Source organism: Bacteroidia bacterium (assembly GCA_026932145.1).
Classification (GTDB): domain Bacteria; phylum Bacteroidota; class Bacteroidia; order J057; family JAIXKT01; genus JAIXKT01.
In genome coordinates this window covers 193,380-207,717 of sequence record JAIXKT010000007.1, presented here as the reverse complement: position 1 = coordinate 207,717, position 14,338 = coordinate 193,380, and the positions used below count along the sequence as shown (strand labels likewise).

Annotated in this window: 11 protein-coding genes; 4 read left to right on the top strand and 7 right to left on the bottom strand. The window is 38.7% G+C overall.

Features of this window, described 5'->3' with window-relative positions; translation table 11 throughout:
- Positions 1-32 precede the first annotated feature (32 nt).
- The 5 genes from LC115_02070 to lipA form a co-directional block, all read right to left on the bottom strand.
- Positions 33-1,139, bottom strand: a complete 1,107-nt coding sequence (locus tag LC115_02070; protein ID MCZ2355467.1) for a GNAT family N-acetyltransferase — start codon at positions 1,137-1,139, stop codon at positions 33-35.
- Positions 1,090-1,962 carry a DUF3473 domain-containing protein gene (locus LC115_02065; GenBank protein MCZ2355466.1) on the bottom strand — a complete coding sequence of 291 codons (873 nt, stop codon included), beginning with the start codon at positions 1,960-1,962 and terminating at the stop codon, positions 1,090-1,092. The genes LC115_02070 and LC115_02065 overlap by 50 nt, the downstream gene beginning before the upstream one ends.
- A 214-nt stretch (positions 1,963-2,176) precedes the next feature.
- Positions 2,177-3,052 (bottom strand): DUF58 domain-containing protein, encoded by an 876-nt coding sequence (locus LC115_02060; protein ID MCZ2355465.1) that lies wholly within the window; start codon positions 3,050-3,052, stop codon positions 2,177-2,179.
- A gap of 10 nt (positions 3,053-3,062) precedes the next feature.
- Entirely contained in the window at positions 3,063-4,022 is a 960-nt protein-coding gene (locus LC115_02055) for an acetyl-CoA carboxylase carboxyltransferase subunit alpha (protein ID MCZ2355464.1), read from the bottom strand.
- A 136-nt stretch (positions 4,023-4,158) separates the two neighbouring features.
- Positions 4,159-5,028, bottom strand: a complete 870-nt coding sequence (gene lipA / locus LC115_02050; GenBank protein MCZ2355463.1) for a lipoyl synthase — start codon at positions 5,026-5,028, stop codon at positions 4,159-4,161.
- A 178-nt stretch (positions 5,029-5,206) separates the two neighbouring features.
- Between lipA and LC115_02045 the strand changes: the two genes are divergently transcribed.
- The 4 genes from LC115_02045 (at position 5,207) to mutL (ending at position 12,181) form a co-directional block, all read left to right on the top strand.
- Positions 5,207-7,183, top strand: coding sequence for a peptidylprolyl isomerase (locus LC115_02045; GenBank protein MCZ2355462.1), 1,977 nt, complete (start codon positions 5,207-5,209; stop codon positions 7,181-7,183).
- Positions 7,184-7,262: 79 nt separating this feature from the next.
- Positions 7,263-8,414, top strand: a complete 1,152-nt coding sequence (locus LC115_02040) for an HD domain-containing protein (GenBank protein ID MCZ2355461.1) — start codon at positions 7,263-7,265, stop codon at positions 8,412-8,414.
- Positions 8,415-8,420: 6 nt separating this feature from the next.
- Entirely contained in the window at positions 8,421-10,439 is a 2,019-nt protein-coding gene (uvrB, locus tag LC115_02035) for an excinuclease ABC subunit UvrB (protein ID MCZ2355460.1), read from the top strand.
- On the top strand, positions 10,439-12,181 hold the full coding sequence (mutL, locus tag LC115_02030; protein MCZ2355459.1) for a DNA mismatch repair endonuclease MutL: 1,743 nt from the start codon (positions 10,439-10,441) through the stop codon (positions 12,179-12,181). The genes uvrB and mutL overlap by 1 nt, the downstream gene beginning before the upstream one ends.
- Before the next feature lie 27 nt (positions 12,182-12,208).
- On the opposite strand, the gene LC115_02025 is transcribed toward mutL, so the two are convergent.
- Positions 12,209-12,694, bottom strand: coding sequence for an SMI1/KNR4 family protein (locus LC115_02025; protein MCZ2355458.1), 486 nt, complete (start codon positions 12,692-12,694; stop codon positions 12,209-12,211).
- Positions 12,695-12,804: 110 nt separating this feature from the next.
- Complete coding sequence (locus LC115_02020; GenBank protein MCZ2355457.1) at positions 12,805-14,334, bottom strand: PAS domain S-box protein; 1,530 nt, start codon at positions 14,332-14,334, stop codon at positions 12,805-12,807.
- Positions 14,335-14,338 lie beyond the last annotated feature (4 nt).

The window sequence follows — 14,338 nt, the reverse complement described above, 5'->3', positions numbered from 1 at the left end:
TTAAGTATAGTAACAAATCACAGATAGTATTCCTAAAAGACATCCCAATCTGCCAAGGTAATTAACCAATTGTTTGAATCAAAAATAGCATTGGCACAATCGGTTAGGCGAATATTCTTTGTTAGTAAATTTAATGGTCTTGGGCTAAATTGATTGGGGATTTTTACAAAACCAACTTTATATAAACTGTTAAATATCAATGAATTTCCAGAAGTAAATAGTAAATTGACGGATTCTGGAATTTGGCTTAAGCCAACATCTTTTAGCCATTGTAAAGCCATTAAAACATGGTTTTCGGTTTCTATGTAGGCAAAATCCATGAGCAACAAACTGGGGTTTCCCAGCATTTCATCTACTTTAAAAACCAAAATAGCCAGTAATTTCTGGTTCTGAATGACCTTTAACAAATAATGTTTTGAATTGGGTTTGTCAAAAAAACGCCATTGAATATATTGGTTATTTTTATCTAAACCAATTCTGTGTAACGCATTGAAGGATTTTAGTAGCTGCTCCGTTTCAAGATTAAGTGAATGGTCAAAAATAAATTGATAATCTTTGGGAACATTCACTTGACAAATTTTTTGATGTAAGAAAGTAAAAGGTGTCGCTAAATGGTTGATTAGGGGGATTTTTAATTTTGAGTGAATGATTTTGGCGGCATTAATGGGCAAAATATAAGCCGGTAACGTTTTGAGTAAAGAATATTGGTTGTATTTGATAAAGGTATGGATGCTTTTGTGATTTGGAAAGGTATAGATAAAATCCACTTCTTGCGCAATATCTTGGTGAGCATATTGTGCTAATTGGCGGAAAACTCCTCCACCTCGAGACTTTTGGCTAATGGCAACATCCTGAATCATCCCAATCAGGACTTTTTTTTCTCCAATATGTCCCGTATAGCAAGGAATATGGTAATATCCTATTAGAAGGTCATTTTCATCAAAAACACCATAAATAAACGCCTTTGCGGACGGTAGTTTTAGATACTGCCAATACCAATGATTGAGGTCATATTTACCTGCATTATGGGAATTTCCTTCGCATAAAATTTCATCTATTGACTGAATCAGTTTTTGATAATCTGCCGGTTCAATCCTTGAGTAACGAAAGGCTGATGTTTTTGTAGCTGTTTTTTCCACCGTAATCTTGTACTAATTCAGAAACAGTTTTGAAAGAAAATTCTTGTAATAGCTTTTGTGTGAATGGGATAGTGTTCGTTAAGCCGGTGTAATGGGTGATTTTGGCTTTCCAGTGAATATCAACAACGGGATGCTTAGGGTCATATTCCCAAGGATGAATATAAAACATAGTGGGTTGATTATTTTCCACTCGGCTACGGATTCCGTTTCGGGTTAAAAAATAAGGAAATAGCCGAAAATAAGCTCCTCCAATAGCAAGACGTTTGGTTAATATTTTAAATGGAGAAACCGGAAACTCGATGAGTTTTACTTCTGGAATATAAAAAATCTCATCGGGGCAGTTCGCTATTCCATAACGCCATGTTTTTATAGGAGAGATAGAGCAGTCAATGGTGTATCCTTCTTCGGCCAAAACTTCGAGTGCCCACAAACTATCAGATGTAATTGAAAAATAGGGGGCGCGATAAGCAAGCACCGGTTTTCCCGTTAAATCTTCAATTAGCTTTTTAGTGGTAGCTATTTCTTCCCTAAATGCTGCCGGCGTTAGATTGTAAACTTTTTCATGGGAATATCCATGTGAAGCCAATTCATGCCCTTTTGAAGATATTGTTTTTATCCATTCAGGATTCTTGCGGGCGATGTATCCTAATGCAAAAAAAGTTGCCCGTACCTGATTCTTCTCCAACATATCTAATAGCGGCTGCGTTCCTTTTTCAAGCCGAGGTTCATATTGCTCCCATTGCTGCATAGGGATTTCTATACCCTGAAACCAGTCCTCAAAATCTACACTAAAAGCAACGGATGCCTTTGTTTTTATTGACATAACGAATCGGGGCAAATTACTCAATAACGCAATACTCTCTAAAAAAAAATCTTATCTACAATTTTTCTAAATCCGTAGATAATCACTGGTTTTTTAGTTTTTTTTCCAAACAAAAATATACTGATTATCAGTGTGCTATCAAAATTTTTAATTACTTATTTTATTGAAAATCAATCACTTATTTTACTTTTTACCGAATTTTTAGAAACCCTTCTTACAACAAAAACTGTTTTAAGAAAGGTTTGCTGAAAAATAGCTGTACTTTTGAGAAATAGTTTTCATCACTGCTTATTTGAACACATCCGATTCCATTTTTTTGATATAAACCACGTAAGTAGTTTAATATTTCTGTATTAATTTGGCTCCACGAAGAAGCATCATTTTGGTTTCCGGATACCCAACTTAATGTACCTGTTTCACTATCCTGAACGGGCAAAAAGCCGCGTACTTCCGGTAAAAAAGAGGATTCTAAAATCCTAAAGATGACAATTTGATATTTAGCAGATACTATTTTCAGAATATCGGCATAGTTACATGGGTTAAAGCAGTCTGAAAATATAAAAACAACGCCACGCTTAGGGCGATTTAGATACCATGCTTGCAGTGCCTCTCGAATATCGGTAGTATGTTCTTTGGGTTCGCGGGAAACAATCTGCGTTAAATTTGCCCAAAATTGTGCCTCATTTTTAATGGCGGGAAAATATGCCTCCAAAATGCTGCTAAATGAAGCAACAGAAAGATTATCTCGACTATTTAATGCTGCCTGACCCAAAGTGGCTGCTAAAGAGAGTGTTTGTTTCCATTTCTGGCTACTTAGTCCTCTATGTGAACGGCTTACGTCTATTAAAAGATGGATATTCAGCTCTCGTTCTTCCTTATATTGCTTAACAAACAGGCTGTTGGTTCGTGCCGAAACGTTCCAGTCAATTCTTCGGACATCATCACCGGCAAAGTATTGGCGTACTTCGTCAAATTCCAAGCCGGTTCCACGAATGGCTGTTCTGAACGCACCTGAAAATTGGCTGGTTAATAAGTTTTTAGTTAGAATTTGTATGTGCCTAATGTCCTGTCGAATTTCCTGAATTGTCATGGTTCAGCGTTCAATCAGGCGCGTATTTTACAATACCCAATGAAGAAAACCGCTTAATACGCTCGTTTACAAGGGTTTCAGGCTTTTGAGTGGAGAGTTCTTGTAGTTGTTTTAAGATTAAAGAGCGAACTATTCGGTACATGGTAGTTGGGTCTCTGTGTGCACCGCCGAGAGGTTCTGGCACAATTCCGTCAATAATTCCTAAATCAAGGTTATCTTTGGCAGTTAACTTCAGTGCCTCTGCGGCTTCGGCTTTATGATCCCAATTTCGCCACAAAATACTGGAACAAGATTCGGGAGAAATTACTGAATACCAAGTGTTTTCGAGCATAAAAATTCTATCGCCCACGCCTATTCCCAATGCACCTCCTGAAGCTCCTTCACCAATTACGATGCAAATAATAGGTACAGAAATCGTTGCCATTTCCAATAGGTTTCTGGCTATGGCTTCGCCTTGTCCTGTTTCTTCGGCATGGGTTCCCGGAAAAGCTCCCGGTGTGTCTATTAAGGTAACGATAGGTTTATTAAATTTTTCAGCTAACTTCATTAATCTCAATGCTTTTCTGTATCCTTCAGGGTTTGCCATACCAAAATTGCGGTACTGTCTTGACTTGGTGTCTCTCCCCTTTTGTTGGCCAATCAGCATCACTGTTTGTTCGTTGATTTTTGCAAAGCCGCCTACCATAGCTTTATCATCTCCATACAGCCGGTCTCCAAACAATTCGATAAATTCATCTGTTATGGCATAGATATAATCTAAGGTATAGGGTCTATCAGGGTGCCGAGATAGCTGAACCCGCTGCCAACGGGTAAGATTTGTGTAAATCCGCTTTTTTAGCTCAAGCGTTTTACGTTCTAATTCGTTGATGGCAGCACTAAAATCAACCCGATTTTGGCTCGCTAACTGCTTCATCTCTAACAATTTAGATTCAAGCTCTACGATTGGTTTCTCAAAATCTAAATAATTCATGTATGATTGGATAATGAAGGTGCAAATTGCACAAAATCAGGAATTATCCAACAAATCAGCCTGTAAATGGCTTTAATATCGTGTGATGGTTCTGCAAAATAAGGTTTTTAGTGCCTCAAATGGGTTGTTTTTTCGGTTAAATATGCCGTTCAGCGTGATATGAGGAGCGCACAAGGGGGCCGGATTCTACATAAGAAAAGCCTATTTCTAAACCTACTTTTTTATAGTACGCAAATTTATCTGGATGCACAAATTCTGCGACTGGTAGATGTAGTTTAGTAGGTTGTAAATATTGTCCCAAGGTAAACACATCGCATCCATGTGCGTGTAAATCCTGCATCAGTTCAATAATTTCCGGTTCAGTTTCGCCTAAGCCAAGCATGATTCCGGATTTTGTTTTGATGCCGGAATCTTTTATGTGGCGGATCACCTCTAAGCTACGTTCATATTTGGCTTGTGGGCGCACCCTACGATATAGGCGTTTTACGGTTTCCATATTATGGGAGATAATATCAGGGTGTTCATTGAGCACTATTTGTAAAGATTCCCAGTTACCCTTAAAGTCCGGTATTAAAGTTTCGATGGTTATTCCTGGACATCGGTTGTAAACGGCTTTAATGGTAGCTGCCCATATTGAAGCTCCGCCGTCTGCCAATTCATCTCGATTAACGGAGGTGATTACGCAGTGTTTTATTTTCATCAAAGCGGTTGCTTCGGCAACTCTCTCCGGCTCTGCGGTGTCGTATTCGGTCGGTTTCCCAGTAGCTACAGCGCAAAAGTTACAGGAACGCGTGCAAACATTGCCCAATATCATAAACGTTGCCGTTCCGGCACCCCAACATTCTCCCATATTTGGGCAACGAGCACTTTCACAAACAGTATGAAGTTTATGATTATCAATTACTTTTCTGACGGAAGTAAAGTTTTCGCCATAGGGTAACTTAACGCGCAACCAGTCTGGACGTTTTTTGTGGCCGTCTTCTTGAAGTACCGGGGATTCATTCATAGCACCGCACTCTTTCTTTAAAAGTTCTTATTTTATTAGCCAACAAAATTAGGGTAATTTTAGTTTACTAAGGCGGGCGCAAAAGAAGCACAGAAGAAATCTCAATTTTATTTCAGGTTTTTAAGTTATTTCCAAAAGCGTGTTATCTTTGCAGGTTTTTTTGAATTTCGTAGCTATTATGCAAAAACTTTTTGTAGCTGTTTGTTTTTTAGGATTACCGATACTTTTGTTAGCCCAACCCAAACCAACAGGAAATTCCCCCGCACTTCTTACTTTTTCTGACAAAAACAAAACTACGGTTTCCAAAGCTGAGTTTGAATACGTTTATCAAAAGAATAGTGGGGGGCAATCTGCTGCCAAAAACCATACCGCAGCTCAATACCGAGACTACTTATCATTATACACCAAATTTAAGCGTAAAGTCATTGAGGCATACGAGCTTGGGTTAGATACTTCACAATCTTTCAAGGATGAGTTTATGCAATATCAAAAGCAGCTATCGCAGCCATATCTCATTGAGAGAGAAGTGTTAGATAAGTTGATAACGGAGGCTTATCAGCGGTATCAATTTAGGATAAAGGCAAGCCATATTTTGATAAAGTGTACCATTGATGCAAACCCAGCGGATTCTTTGCAGGCATATCAGAAGGCTATCGCTATACGCGATTCTGTGTTAAAGTATCATCAAACTTTTGAGAATATGGCTAAACATCATTCTGATGACCCGAGTGCCGCAACCAACGGCGGAGATTTAGGATTTTTTACCGTTTTTGAAATGGTATATCCTTTTGAAACTGGGGCTTATCAAACTCCTAAAGGGGAGATTTCTATGCCTATTCGCTCACAATATGGTTATCACTTGATTAAGGTAGCCGATAAGCAGCCTGCCCAGGGATCTAAACGCGCTGCCCACATCATTATTCGCTACGGGGAAAACTACAGAAGTAAAGATTCTACTCAGGCCTTACAGTTAGTAAACGAATTATACAGACGCTTAACAGCCGGTGAAGACTTTGCAGAGCTCGCTAAGGAATTTTCTGAAGACCCAAACACAGCCAAACGCGGCGGAGACCTCGGCACAGATAGATTACTCCCAGAAATGGATAACGCCAAAGCGAACCTCAAAAAAGGTGAATTTTCAAAACCATTCCAAACCCGATTCGGCTATCATATCCTAAAAGTTACCGAAGAAACTCCCCTAAAAACCTTTGAACAAGCCAAAGCTGAACTTAAAGGTAAGGTTTCCAAAGATAGTCGCGCAAAAATATCCGAAAAGAAACTTATTGAAAGACTAAAAAAGGAATACAACTTTAAGCAAAATACTGCCAACATCCAAAAATTTGAGCAAAATCTAAAACAAGATTATGTGTATCCTAACTTTACCGGAGATAGTTTAGGCGAGGCTTTAGCCCAATTAGAACTTTTCTCTTTCGCAGACAAGCAATACACCGTTAAGCAACTATTAGCTTTTAACCAAAATAACCGAAATAGAAACAACTTAAATCAATCTATTAAACAAGCATTGGCTAATGATATTGATGCATTTATCGAAAAAATGCTTTTAGATTATGAGCAAACCCGCCTTGAATTCAAGTATCCCGAATTTCGCAACTTAGTTAAGGAATACAAAGAAGGAATTTTACTTTTTACATTGACCGAGAAGAAAGTCTGGAAACGTGCAGTTGAAGATACCATTGGTTTAAAAACCTATTACGAAAGCCATAAAGATAGTTTTCCGCGCAAAGAAAGTGTCCGTATCAAAGAATACCGCGCAAGCGATTCTACGGTGTTAGCAGAGGTTAAAACAATGCTCCAAAATGGCCAAAACGATGTTGCTATTGATACTATCATTAACGTAAAAACTTCAAAACTCAGAATCATCCCCATTATCTACGAAAAAGAATCGAATGCTTTATCCAGAGAAATGGCGAATAAACAGCTAAATTATACCACCCCGATAAAAAAGGAAGTTAATGTATATCTTTTTTACCGGTTAGCAGAAATATTGCCGGTAGGAATCAAAACCTATGAAGAAGCAAAAGCCGAGTGTATTACCCGCTACCAAACCCAACTTGAAAAAGAATGGGAAGTTTCTTTGGAAAAAAATTATCCCGTAAAAATCAATGAAGAGGTGTTTAAAACACTCTTTAAATAGCATTTCGCAGCAAAGAATCAGTTTGTTTTTATCTAAATTAAAACTTACTTTTGCTAAGTAGGCAAAATTGTCCTTTTAGATGGAAGTTCAAAGAAGGGGAGATAATTTTATTCAAAAACAAGCTGAAGAAATTATTCAGTGGCTTCCGCAGCGGTATCGGGAAATTCTATCCAGATGTCCGCAAAACCCTAAGTATCACAGAGAAGGCAGTGTGATGAATCACACTCGCTTGGTTACGGAAGTTTGTTTGGAGTATCTACAAGCTGCTAATCTAAGCCAAACCGCAGCACGTATCTTAAAGTGGGCTTGCTTGCTACATGATATTGGGAAACCTTCCGTTACACGTTACGAGCAAGGACGCTGGACAGCTCGCGGGCATGAAGCTGCCGGCGTTTCAATAGCACGGCACATATTGCTTTCCCATGCACCGGAATTATCTACCTTTGAAAAACAAACTATTTGCCAACTCGTTAAATGGCATTATGCACCTTTTAGGTGGATGAAAGCAAACCGGCCATTTAACTTAATGGAAAGCCTACACTCCAGCTGTGATATAAGACTTCTCGGCGTTTTTGCCCAAATTGATTTTAAAGGACGTATTTGCGAAGATTGGATAGAAAATCAGGATTTATTATCTGCCTTTAATACCAAAGTAGTTCATCATGTTGAGCAAAAATTAGGTAACTTTCATGATTTTCAAGATGATTTTCAAAAAGCCACTGTGGTTCAGAAAAACTACATGAACTATTTGTTAGATCAACGCTCCCTTCAAAGGCCGGATACTATTCCCAAAAGTGCTTTCAATACTGAAAAGAATGTAGGTAAAACGGTTTATTTACCTATCGCAACTAATTTTTCAAATATTCTGCATGGCCTCGATCAGCATATTGGCACTGAGAGGCTTTTTAATCCTACATCTAAGCATAATCTTTCTGAAATTGAGTTACTTCACTTTAAACGGTGGTGTGAGTTGAACCCTGCCTATATTTTAGGGTTAAATTTTCCATTATGGCATCGGCCAACCGCAAAGTTTTTAACCCGAATGCTTGCCGAAAGTGGGTTTACCGTAGTGCATTTATTTTGGGACGAGTCATGGGAAACTTTATTGAGCCGGAATCCGCAATTACAAGATACTCAACTACGCCAACAAGCTTGGGTTGAGCATCTTTCTATGCAATATTTTCATCCGTGGCTCGCTCATGAAACTGTTTTTGTTTCCTATAATACATGATAGCCAATGTCATTTCAATTAGTTTCTGAATATTCTCCGACTGGCGACCAGCCGGAGGCTATTGCTCAATTGGTGCAGGGGGTTCTTGCCGGAGATTCAAATCAGGTTTTATTAGGCGTAACCGGATCCGGTAAAACGTTTACTATGGCCAATGTGATAGCTCAAACCAACCGCCCTACACTCATACTTTCTCACAATAAAACCCTTGCAGCACAGTTGTATGCCGAGTTTAGGCAGTTTTTTCCCAAAAGCTTAGTAGAATTTTTTATTTCTTATTATGATTATTACCAGCCCGAAGCCTATATCGCCGTTACAGATACCTTCATAGAAAAAGATTTAGCCGTTAATTCCGAAATTGAAAAATTACGGTTAAGAGCTACCTCTGCTTTATTAAGCGGCAGAAGAGATATTATCATAGTAAGCTCTGTTTCATGTATTTATGGAATCGGCAGGCCGGAAGATTATGCCAATAGTATTTTGGAAATCCGTTTGGGAGAACGGCTTAACAGATCTACGTTTTTGTATGGGTTGGTACAGATTTATTATTCCCGAAGTGAAATCGAGTTTAAACACGGTAACTTTCGGGTCAGAGGAGATACCATAGAGGTTTTTCCGGCCTATGACGATTTTGGAATACGAATTATCTTTTGGGGTGATGAGGTTGAAAAAATAAGTAAATTTGACCCTATTAATGGCAAAACCATTGCTGATATGGCTGATTATACAATTTTTCCGGCCAACCTCTTTGTTACCTCCAAAGAAGTGTTAAATAAAGCCATTTATCAGATTCAAGATGAGTTAGTAGCTCAAATTGATTATTTTGAACAAAGTAGGAGGCCTCTTGAAGCTAAGCGAGTGAAAGAGCGCACAGAGTTTGATTTAGAGATGATGCGTGAGCTTGGGTATTGTAGTGGTGTAGAAAATTATTCCAGATACCTCACAGAGCGTGAACCAGGATCCCGCCCATACACCCTCTTAGATTATTTTCCGGATGATTTTCTACTCTTTATTGATGAGAGCCATGTTACTATTCCGCAAGTCGGAGGTATGTATGGCGGAGATAAATCCAGAAAATTAGAACTTATTGAGCATGGATTTCGATTACCCTCTGCATTAGATAACCGGCCTTTACGTTTTGATGAGTTTGAATCTGTTCAAAATCAGACTATTTATGTGAGCGCAACGCCCGCCGATTATGAATTATTACGCTCTAACGGCGTTGTAGTAGAGCAAATTATCCGCCCCACAGGGCTACTTGACCCTCCAGTAGAAATACGCCCACTTTACAATCAAGTTGATGATTTGGTAGAAGAAATCCACCAAGAACTTGAGCTAAAAAATCGGGTTTTAGTTACTACCTTAACCAAACGAATGTCCGAAGAGTTAGCTCGCTATCTCAGCGAAGTGGGAATCGCTACCAGATACCTTCATTCAGGCATTGAAGCATTAGAACGGGTAAATATTCTGAATGAATTAAGGGAAGGAAAAATTGATGTTTTAGTAGGTATCAATTTACTCAGGGAGGGATTAGACCTCCCTGAAGTTGGGTTGGTAGCTATCTTAGATGCTGATAAAGAGGGATTTTTGCGATCTGCGCGGGCATTTATCCAAATTGCAGGAAGAGCAGCCAGAAACGTTCACGGAAGAGTAATCTTGTATGCCGATAAAATTACCCGATCTATGCAAAAATTACTCGACGAAACCGAACGCAGAAGGATCAAACAGTTGGAATACAACCAAATACATGGAATTATCCCTCAAAGCACAACAAAGCAGGTTCAAGAAATTATTATCGGGCACAAAAATAAAACCGAAAAAATATATAACCAATCTAATGATAATTCTATTCAGGCAGCAGATCCCATTGCCCCTTATCTAACACCCCAGCAACTGAATAAGTTAATCTCAGAAAGCAAAAAACGCATGGAACAAGCGGCTCAAGAACTCAACTTCACCGAAGCCGCCCGCTTTCGCGATGAAATGAAAAACTATGAAAAAGAACTCAAAGACCGCTCCAAAAACTGATGTCTGACTCCAAGATACAACTATTACCGGATTCCTTAGCAAACCAAATTGCTGCAGGCGAAGTGGTGCAAAGACCGGCCTCAGTGGTAAAAGAATTATTAGAAAATGCCATTGACGCAGGAGCAACCCGAATATTATTACGCATTGAAGATGCCGGAAAAACACTTATTCTCATTCAAGATAATGGCTGCGGAATGGAGTTCCATGACGCGCGTATGTGCTTTGAGCGGCACGCAACCTCCAAAATAAAAACAACTAAGGATTTATTCCAAATCAAAACATTGGGTTTCAGAGGAGAAGCCCTTGCCAGTATTGCGGCAGTAGCACAGGTAGAACTCAAAACAAAGCAAAATGAAAGCAAAATAGGTACAATCGTAACCATCGAAGGAGGAACTATTTTAAAACATGAGCCGTTTCCCACCACCGAAGGCAGCATTTTGAGCATCAGAAACTTATTTTTTAACGTACCGGCAAGACGTAACTTCCTGAAATCCAACACAACAGAACTAAAACAAATTATTGCAGAATTTCAAAGAATTGCATTGAGCTATCCGGCAGTTCATTTTAGCTTAGAAATTGATACTCAAACGGCAACGGATTATTTCCCAACAACTTTATCCGGTCGTATTTGCCAAATTTATCCATGGATAAAAGAAACTGATTTATTAGCTGTTTCGGAAAGCACACCCATGCTTTCTATCAGCGGCTATGTAGGTACTCCGGCAATAGCCCGAAAAACAAGAGGAGAGCAGTTTCTATTTGTAAACGGTCGCTTTGTCAAGGATTACTCTGTAAATCATGCCGTTACAACTGCATACCGGCAAACATTACCTGCCGAAACATTGCCCGTTTATGTCCTTAACCTGACCATAGATCCCGCTAAAACCGATATTAACATCCATCCAACAAAATCAGAAATTAAATTTGAAGACGACCGCCTTGTTTACGGTGTTGTTAATAGTGCCGTCAAGAAAGCCATAGGGCAAACTTTATCTTTACCGGATATAGCTGATTTTCAACTACAAAGAGCTATTACAGAAGTACAAAATCGGGATATTTCTGAAAATGAACCCACTATTCAAAGTATGTATCGTTCGGAAAACACCCATAAACCGGAATCTTTTGCTCATCTATTAGATAAGTTATACAAGCCCATTCAGGAAAACAATAGCAAATCCTCTTTATTTTCAGATAGTTACAAAAACACTACGTTTACTCCTTTGTTTACGCCATTTTGGTTGGTTCGGCAATCTGATGAACTTTTTTTATTACAGGCCGAAGCTGCCCGGGAACGGGTGTGGTATGAGCGTTATTTGGCTGCGCTTAAAGGAAGTCAAATCGCAAGCCAAAAACTGTTGTACCCGCAACGATTATTGCTTTCGCCGGAACAACATATTGTTTTAGCAGAGTTAATCCCAACTTTAGCTAAAATTGGGTTTGAAATAATTCCCTATAATGAAAATTCTTGGCTAATCACGGCACTACCTTTTGGCTTAGCTTTTAATGAAGCAGAAAGCCAATTGCTTTCTATTTTGGATAGCCCCGATTCGGTGTCAATACAATATCCCAAAGAACAAATTGCGCTGAATTTCTGCCGGTCGCATCAAACATCAGCCTTAACCATAGAGCAAATCACCAATTTATGGTCAGAACTAAGCCGCTGCCAAGAAAAATACGTCAGCCCGTTTGGGGAAGTTATTCAAAAGAAAATCTCTAAACAAGATGTAGAAAGCTGGTTTTAGAGAACTATTATTGGAGATTTAGGGTAGTTATAGAAACCTTTGTCTATATAGTTTTTCTACAAAATGCTCAAAGTTAGAGGCTACTAATATTTTTTGCTGCATTCCCATTATATCAGAAAGCCCTGGTATTTTAGGTATTAGCGCACAGAAATATATTTTACCCAAATCTATTTCGTCAGTAGCTACACAGATAATATTTTTAAATTGGTCGTATGCTATTGGCAGCACCTTAGGTGGAATTCTGGACTTAACGGCATTATAAACCGTTTCAATATCATCCGGAGAACCTTGAGATATTCCTAAAAACTGAGTTATAACTATCTTATAGAGAATAATTTTTGTTTGGTCAGAAATAACGTCATAGGTGTTGTAAAAAGGTATTCCGCCATTATATTGCAGCAAAAATTCTCGGTATATCTGGGGTAAAGATATTCCCAACTTCTTTTCCATTTTATCTATAAGCTGAATCGAAACGGGAGGATATATTTTTTCTAATTTAGGAATATTTTCCATTTGGCTATAAGTTTATGAAAGTAGATTAATTGTATCGTGCCTCAAATATGCACAAAAGTATTTAGAAGGTAGTAAATTATCTTTATTGCCAAAAATTGCTGATAACGCGATTATATGCGTACGCCAACTACCAGAATATCATCAATTTGCTCTCTGGTTCCCATCCAATCAACGATAGTTTTATCTAAAAACTCTCGTTGGCTTTCCATATTCATATCTTGGATTGCGATTAGCTTTTCTTTGAGTTGTTTAGTCATAAATTTACGGCCTTTGGAGCCACCGAATTGGTCATGGTATCCGTCAGAGAAAATGTAATAAGTATCTCCGGGCTGTAATGAGATTTCATTGGATGTAAAGTGCCTTTCTTTTTCTGTCTGTAAGCCTCCGATTGAATATTTATCGGCTTTATATTCTTCTAATTCGCCATTTCTGACAAAGTATAGCGGTCTATTGGCAGCCGCGTAATACAGGGTTTTGGTATTGTGGTCAATCATTGTAAAGGCGATGTCCATACCGTCCCTTGACTTAGAGCCTTCTTCGGCTTGTTTTAGGGCTTTTCTAACGCCAAGATGCAGTCTTTCTAAGATCTCGTTGGGTTGATAAATATCATCAGCCATAACAATTTGATTTAGGAGTGTATTTCCAATCATTGTCATGAATGCGCCGGGGACACCGTGGCCGGTACAGTCTGCCGTTGCAATTAGGGAACGGTGGCCAATCTGGGCAAACCAGAAGAAGTCCCCGCTTACAATATCTTTTGGCCGCCATAATACAAATGACTGCGGGATAATTTGCTGGATATTTTCAATTGGGGGTAATAATGCCGTTTGGATACGAAAAGCATACGTTATTGAATCTGTAATTTCATGATTATGATGTTCAATAATTTGGTAGGCTTTTTCCAATTCAGCTTTTGAAGCCTCAATAATTTCTTTTTCTTTTTCGGTTTTGGCTTTTTCAAAACTAAGTCTTACGGCAGCAATTTCTTTTTGGCGGCGTTCTTCTTCTTCTTTTTTTCTGTCAGTAATATCACGGGAGTTAATCACCACGCCCTTGATTTGTGGGTTATTGGTTAGGTTTGTTCCTATGGATTCAAAGTAGAGCCATGTTCCATCGTAATGTTGCATCCGGTAAGAAAACACAAAAGATTCTCCTTTATCTAATGCGTTTTGAAGCAGGCAATGGTCTTCTGAGTGCATCAGTTCATAGATGCTAAGGTTCAGCATTTCATCTATTGGGTAGCCCAAAATACGTTCGCTGGAAGGGCTTAGGTACAAAATTTTTCCTTTGATATCAATAATTGTAATGATGTCCATTGAATTTTGTATCAAGGCTTTAAATTTTCCTTCGGTTTTATCAACCGTTTCTGTTGCTTTTTTTTCAACTACCGCAGTTGTAAATCCTACAATATTGTAGAGGCGAAAAACCATATATCCGATTGCTATTAAGGATACGCCAATAACCGTTAATGACAGATACAGCCACTGTCCCGTAATTTTAAAAACTAACAGGCAAGTGATAAAAGCAATTGCCATGACAATGGAAGCGACTAACATACCCAGACTTAGGTTGCGGGTACTTTTGCGAGCGAGTTGTTCTCGTTTACGATTCTCGCGTATAGCTACGTATGTTGCAGACATATTT

Excerpts from the sequence above, each read along its gene's own strand:
- LC115_02020 (MCZ2355457.1), bottom strand. The coding sequence starts at position 14,334 with ATGTCTGCAACATACGTAGCTATACGCGAGAATCGTAAACGAGAACAA.
- uvrB (MCZ2355460.1), top strand. The coding sequence starts at position 8,421 with ATGTCATTTCAATTAGTTTCTGAATATTCTCCGACTGGCGACCAGCCG.
- mutL (MCZ2355459.1), top strand. The coding sequence starts at position 10,439 with ATGTCTGACTCCAAGATACAACTATTACCGGATTCCTTAGCAAACCAA.
- LC115_02025 (MCZ2355458.1), bottom strand. The coding sequence starts at position 12,694 with ATGGAAAATATTCCTAAATTAGAAAAAATATATCCTCCCGTTTCGATT.
- lipA (MCZ2355463.1), bottom strand. The coding sequence starts at position 5,028 with ATGAATGAATCCCCGGTACTTCAAGAAGACGGCCACAAAAAACGTCCA.
- LC115_02060 (MCZ2355465.1), bottom strand. The coding sequence starts at position 3,052 with ATGACAATTCAGGAAATTCGACAGGACATTAGGCACATACAAATTCTA.
- LC115_02055 (MCZ2355464.1), bottom strand. The coding sequence starts at position 4,022 with ATGAATTATTTAGATTTTGAGAAACCAATCGTAGAGCTTGAATCTAAA.
- LC115_02065 (MCZ2355466.1), bottom strand. The coding sequence starts at position 1,962 with ATGTCAATAAAAACAAAGGCATCCGTTGCTTTTAGTGTAGATTTTGAG.
- LC115_02040 (MCZ2355461.1), top strand. The coding sequence starts at position 7,263 with ATGGAAGTTCAAAGAAGGGGAGATAATTTTATTCAAAAACAAGCTGAA.
- LC115_02045 (MCZ2355462.1), top strand. The coding sequence starts at position 5,207 with ATGCAAAAACTTTTTGTAGCTGTTTGTTTTTTAGGATTACCGATACTT.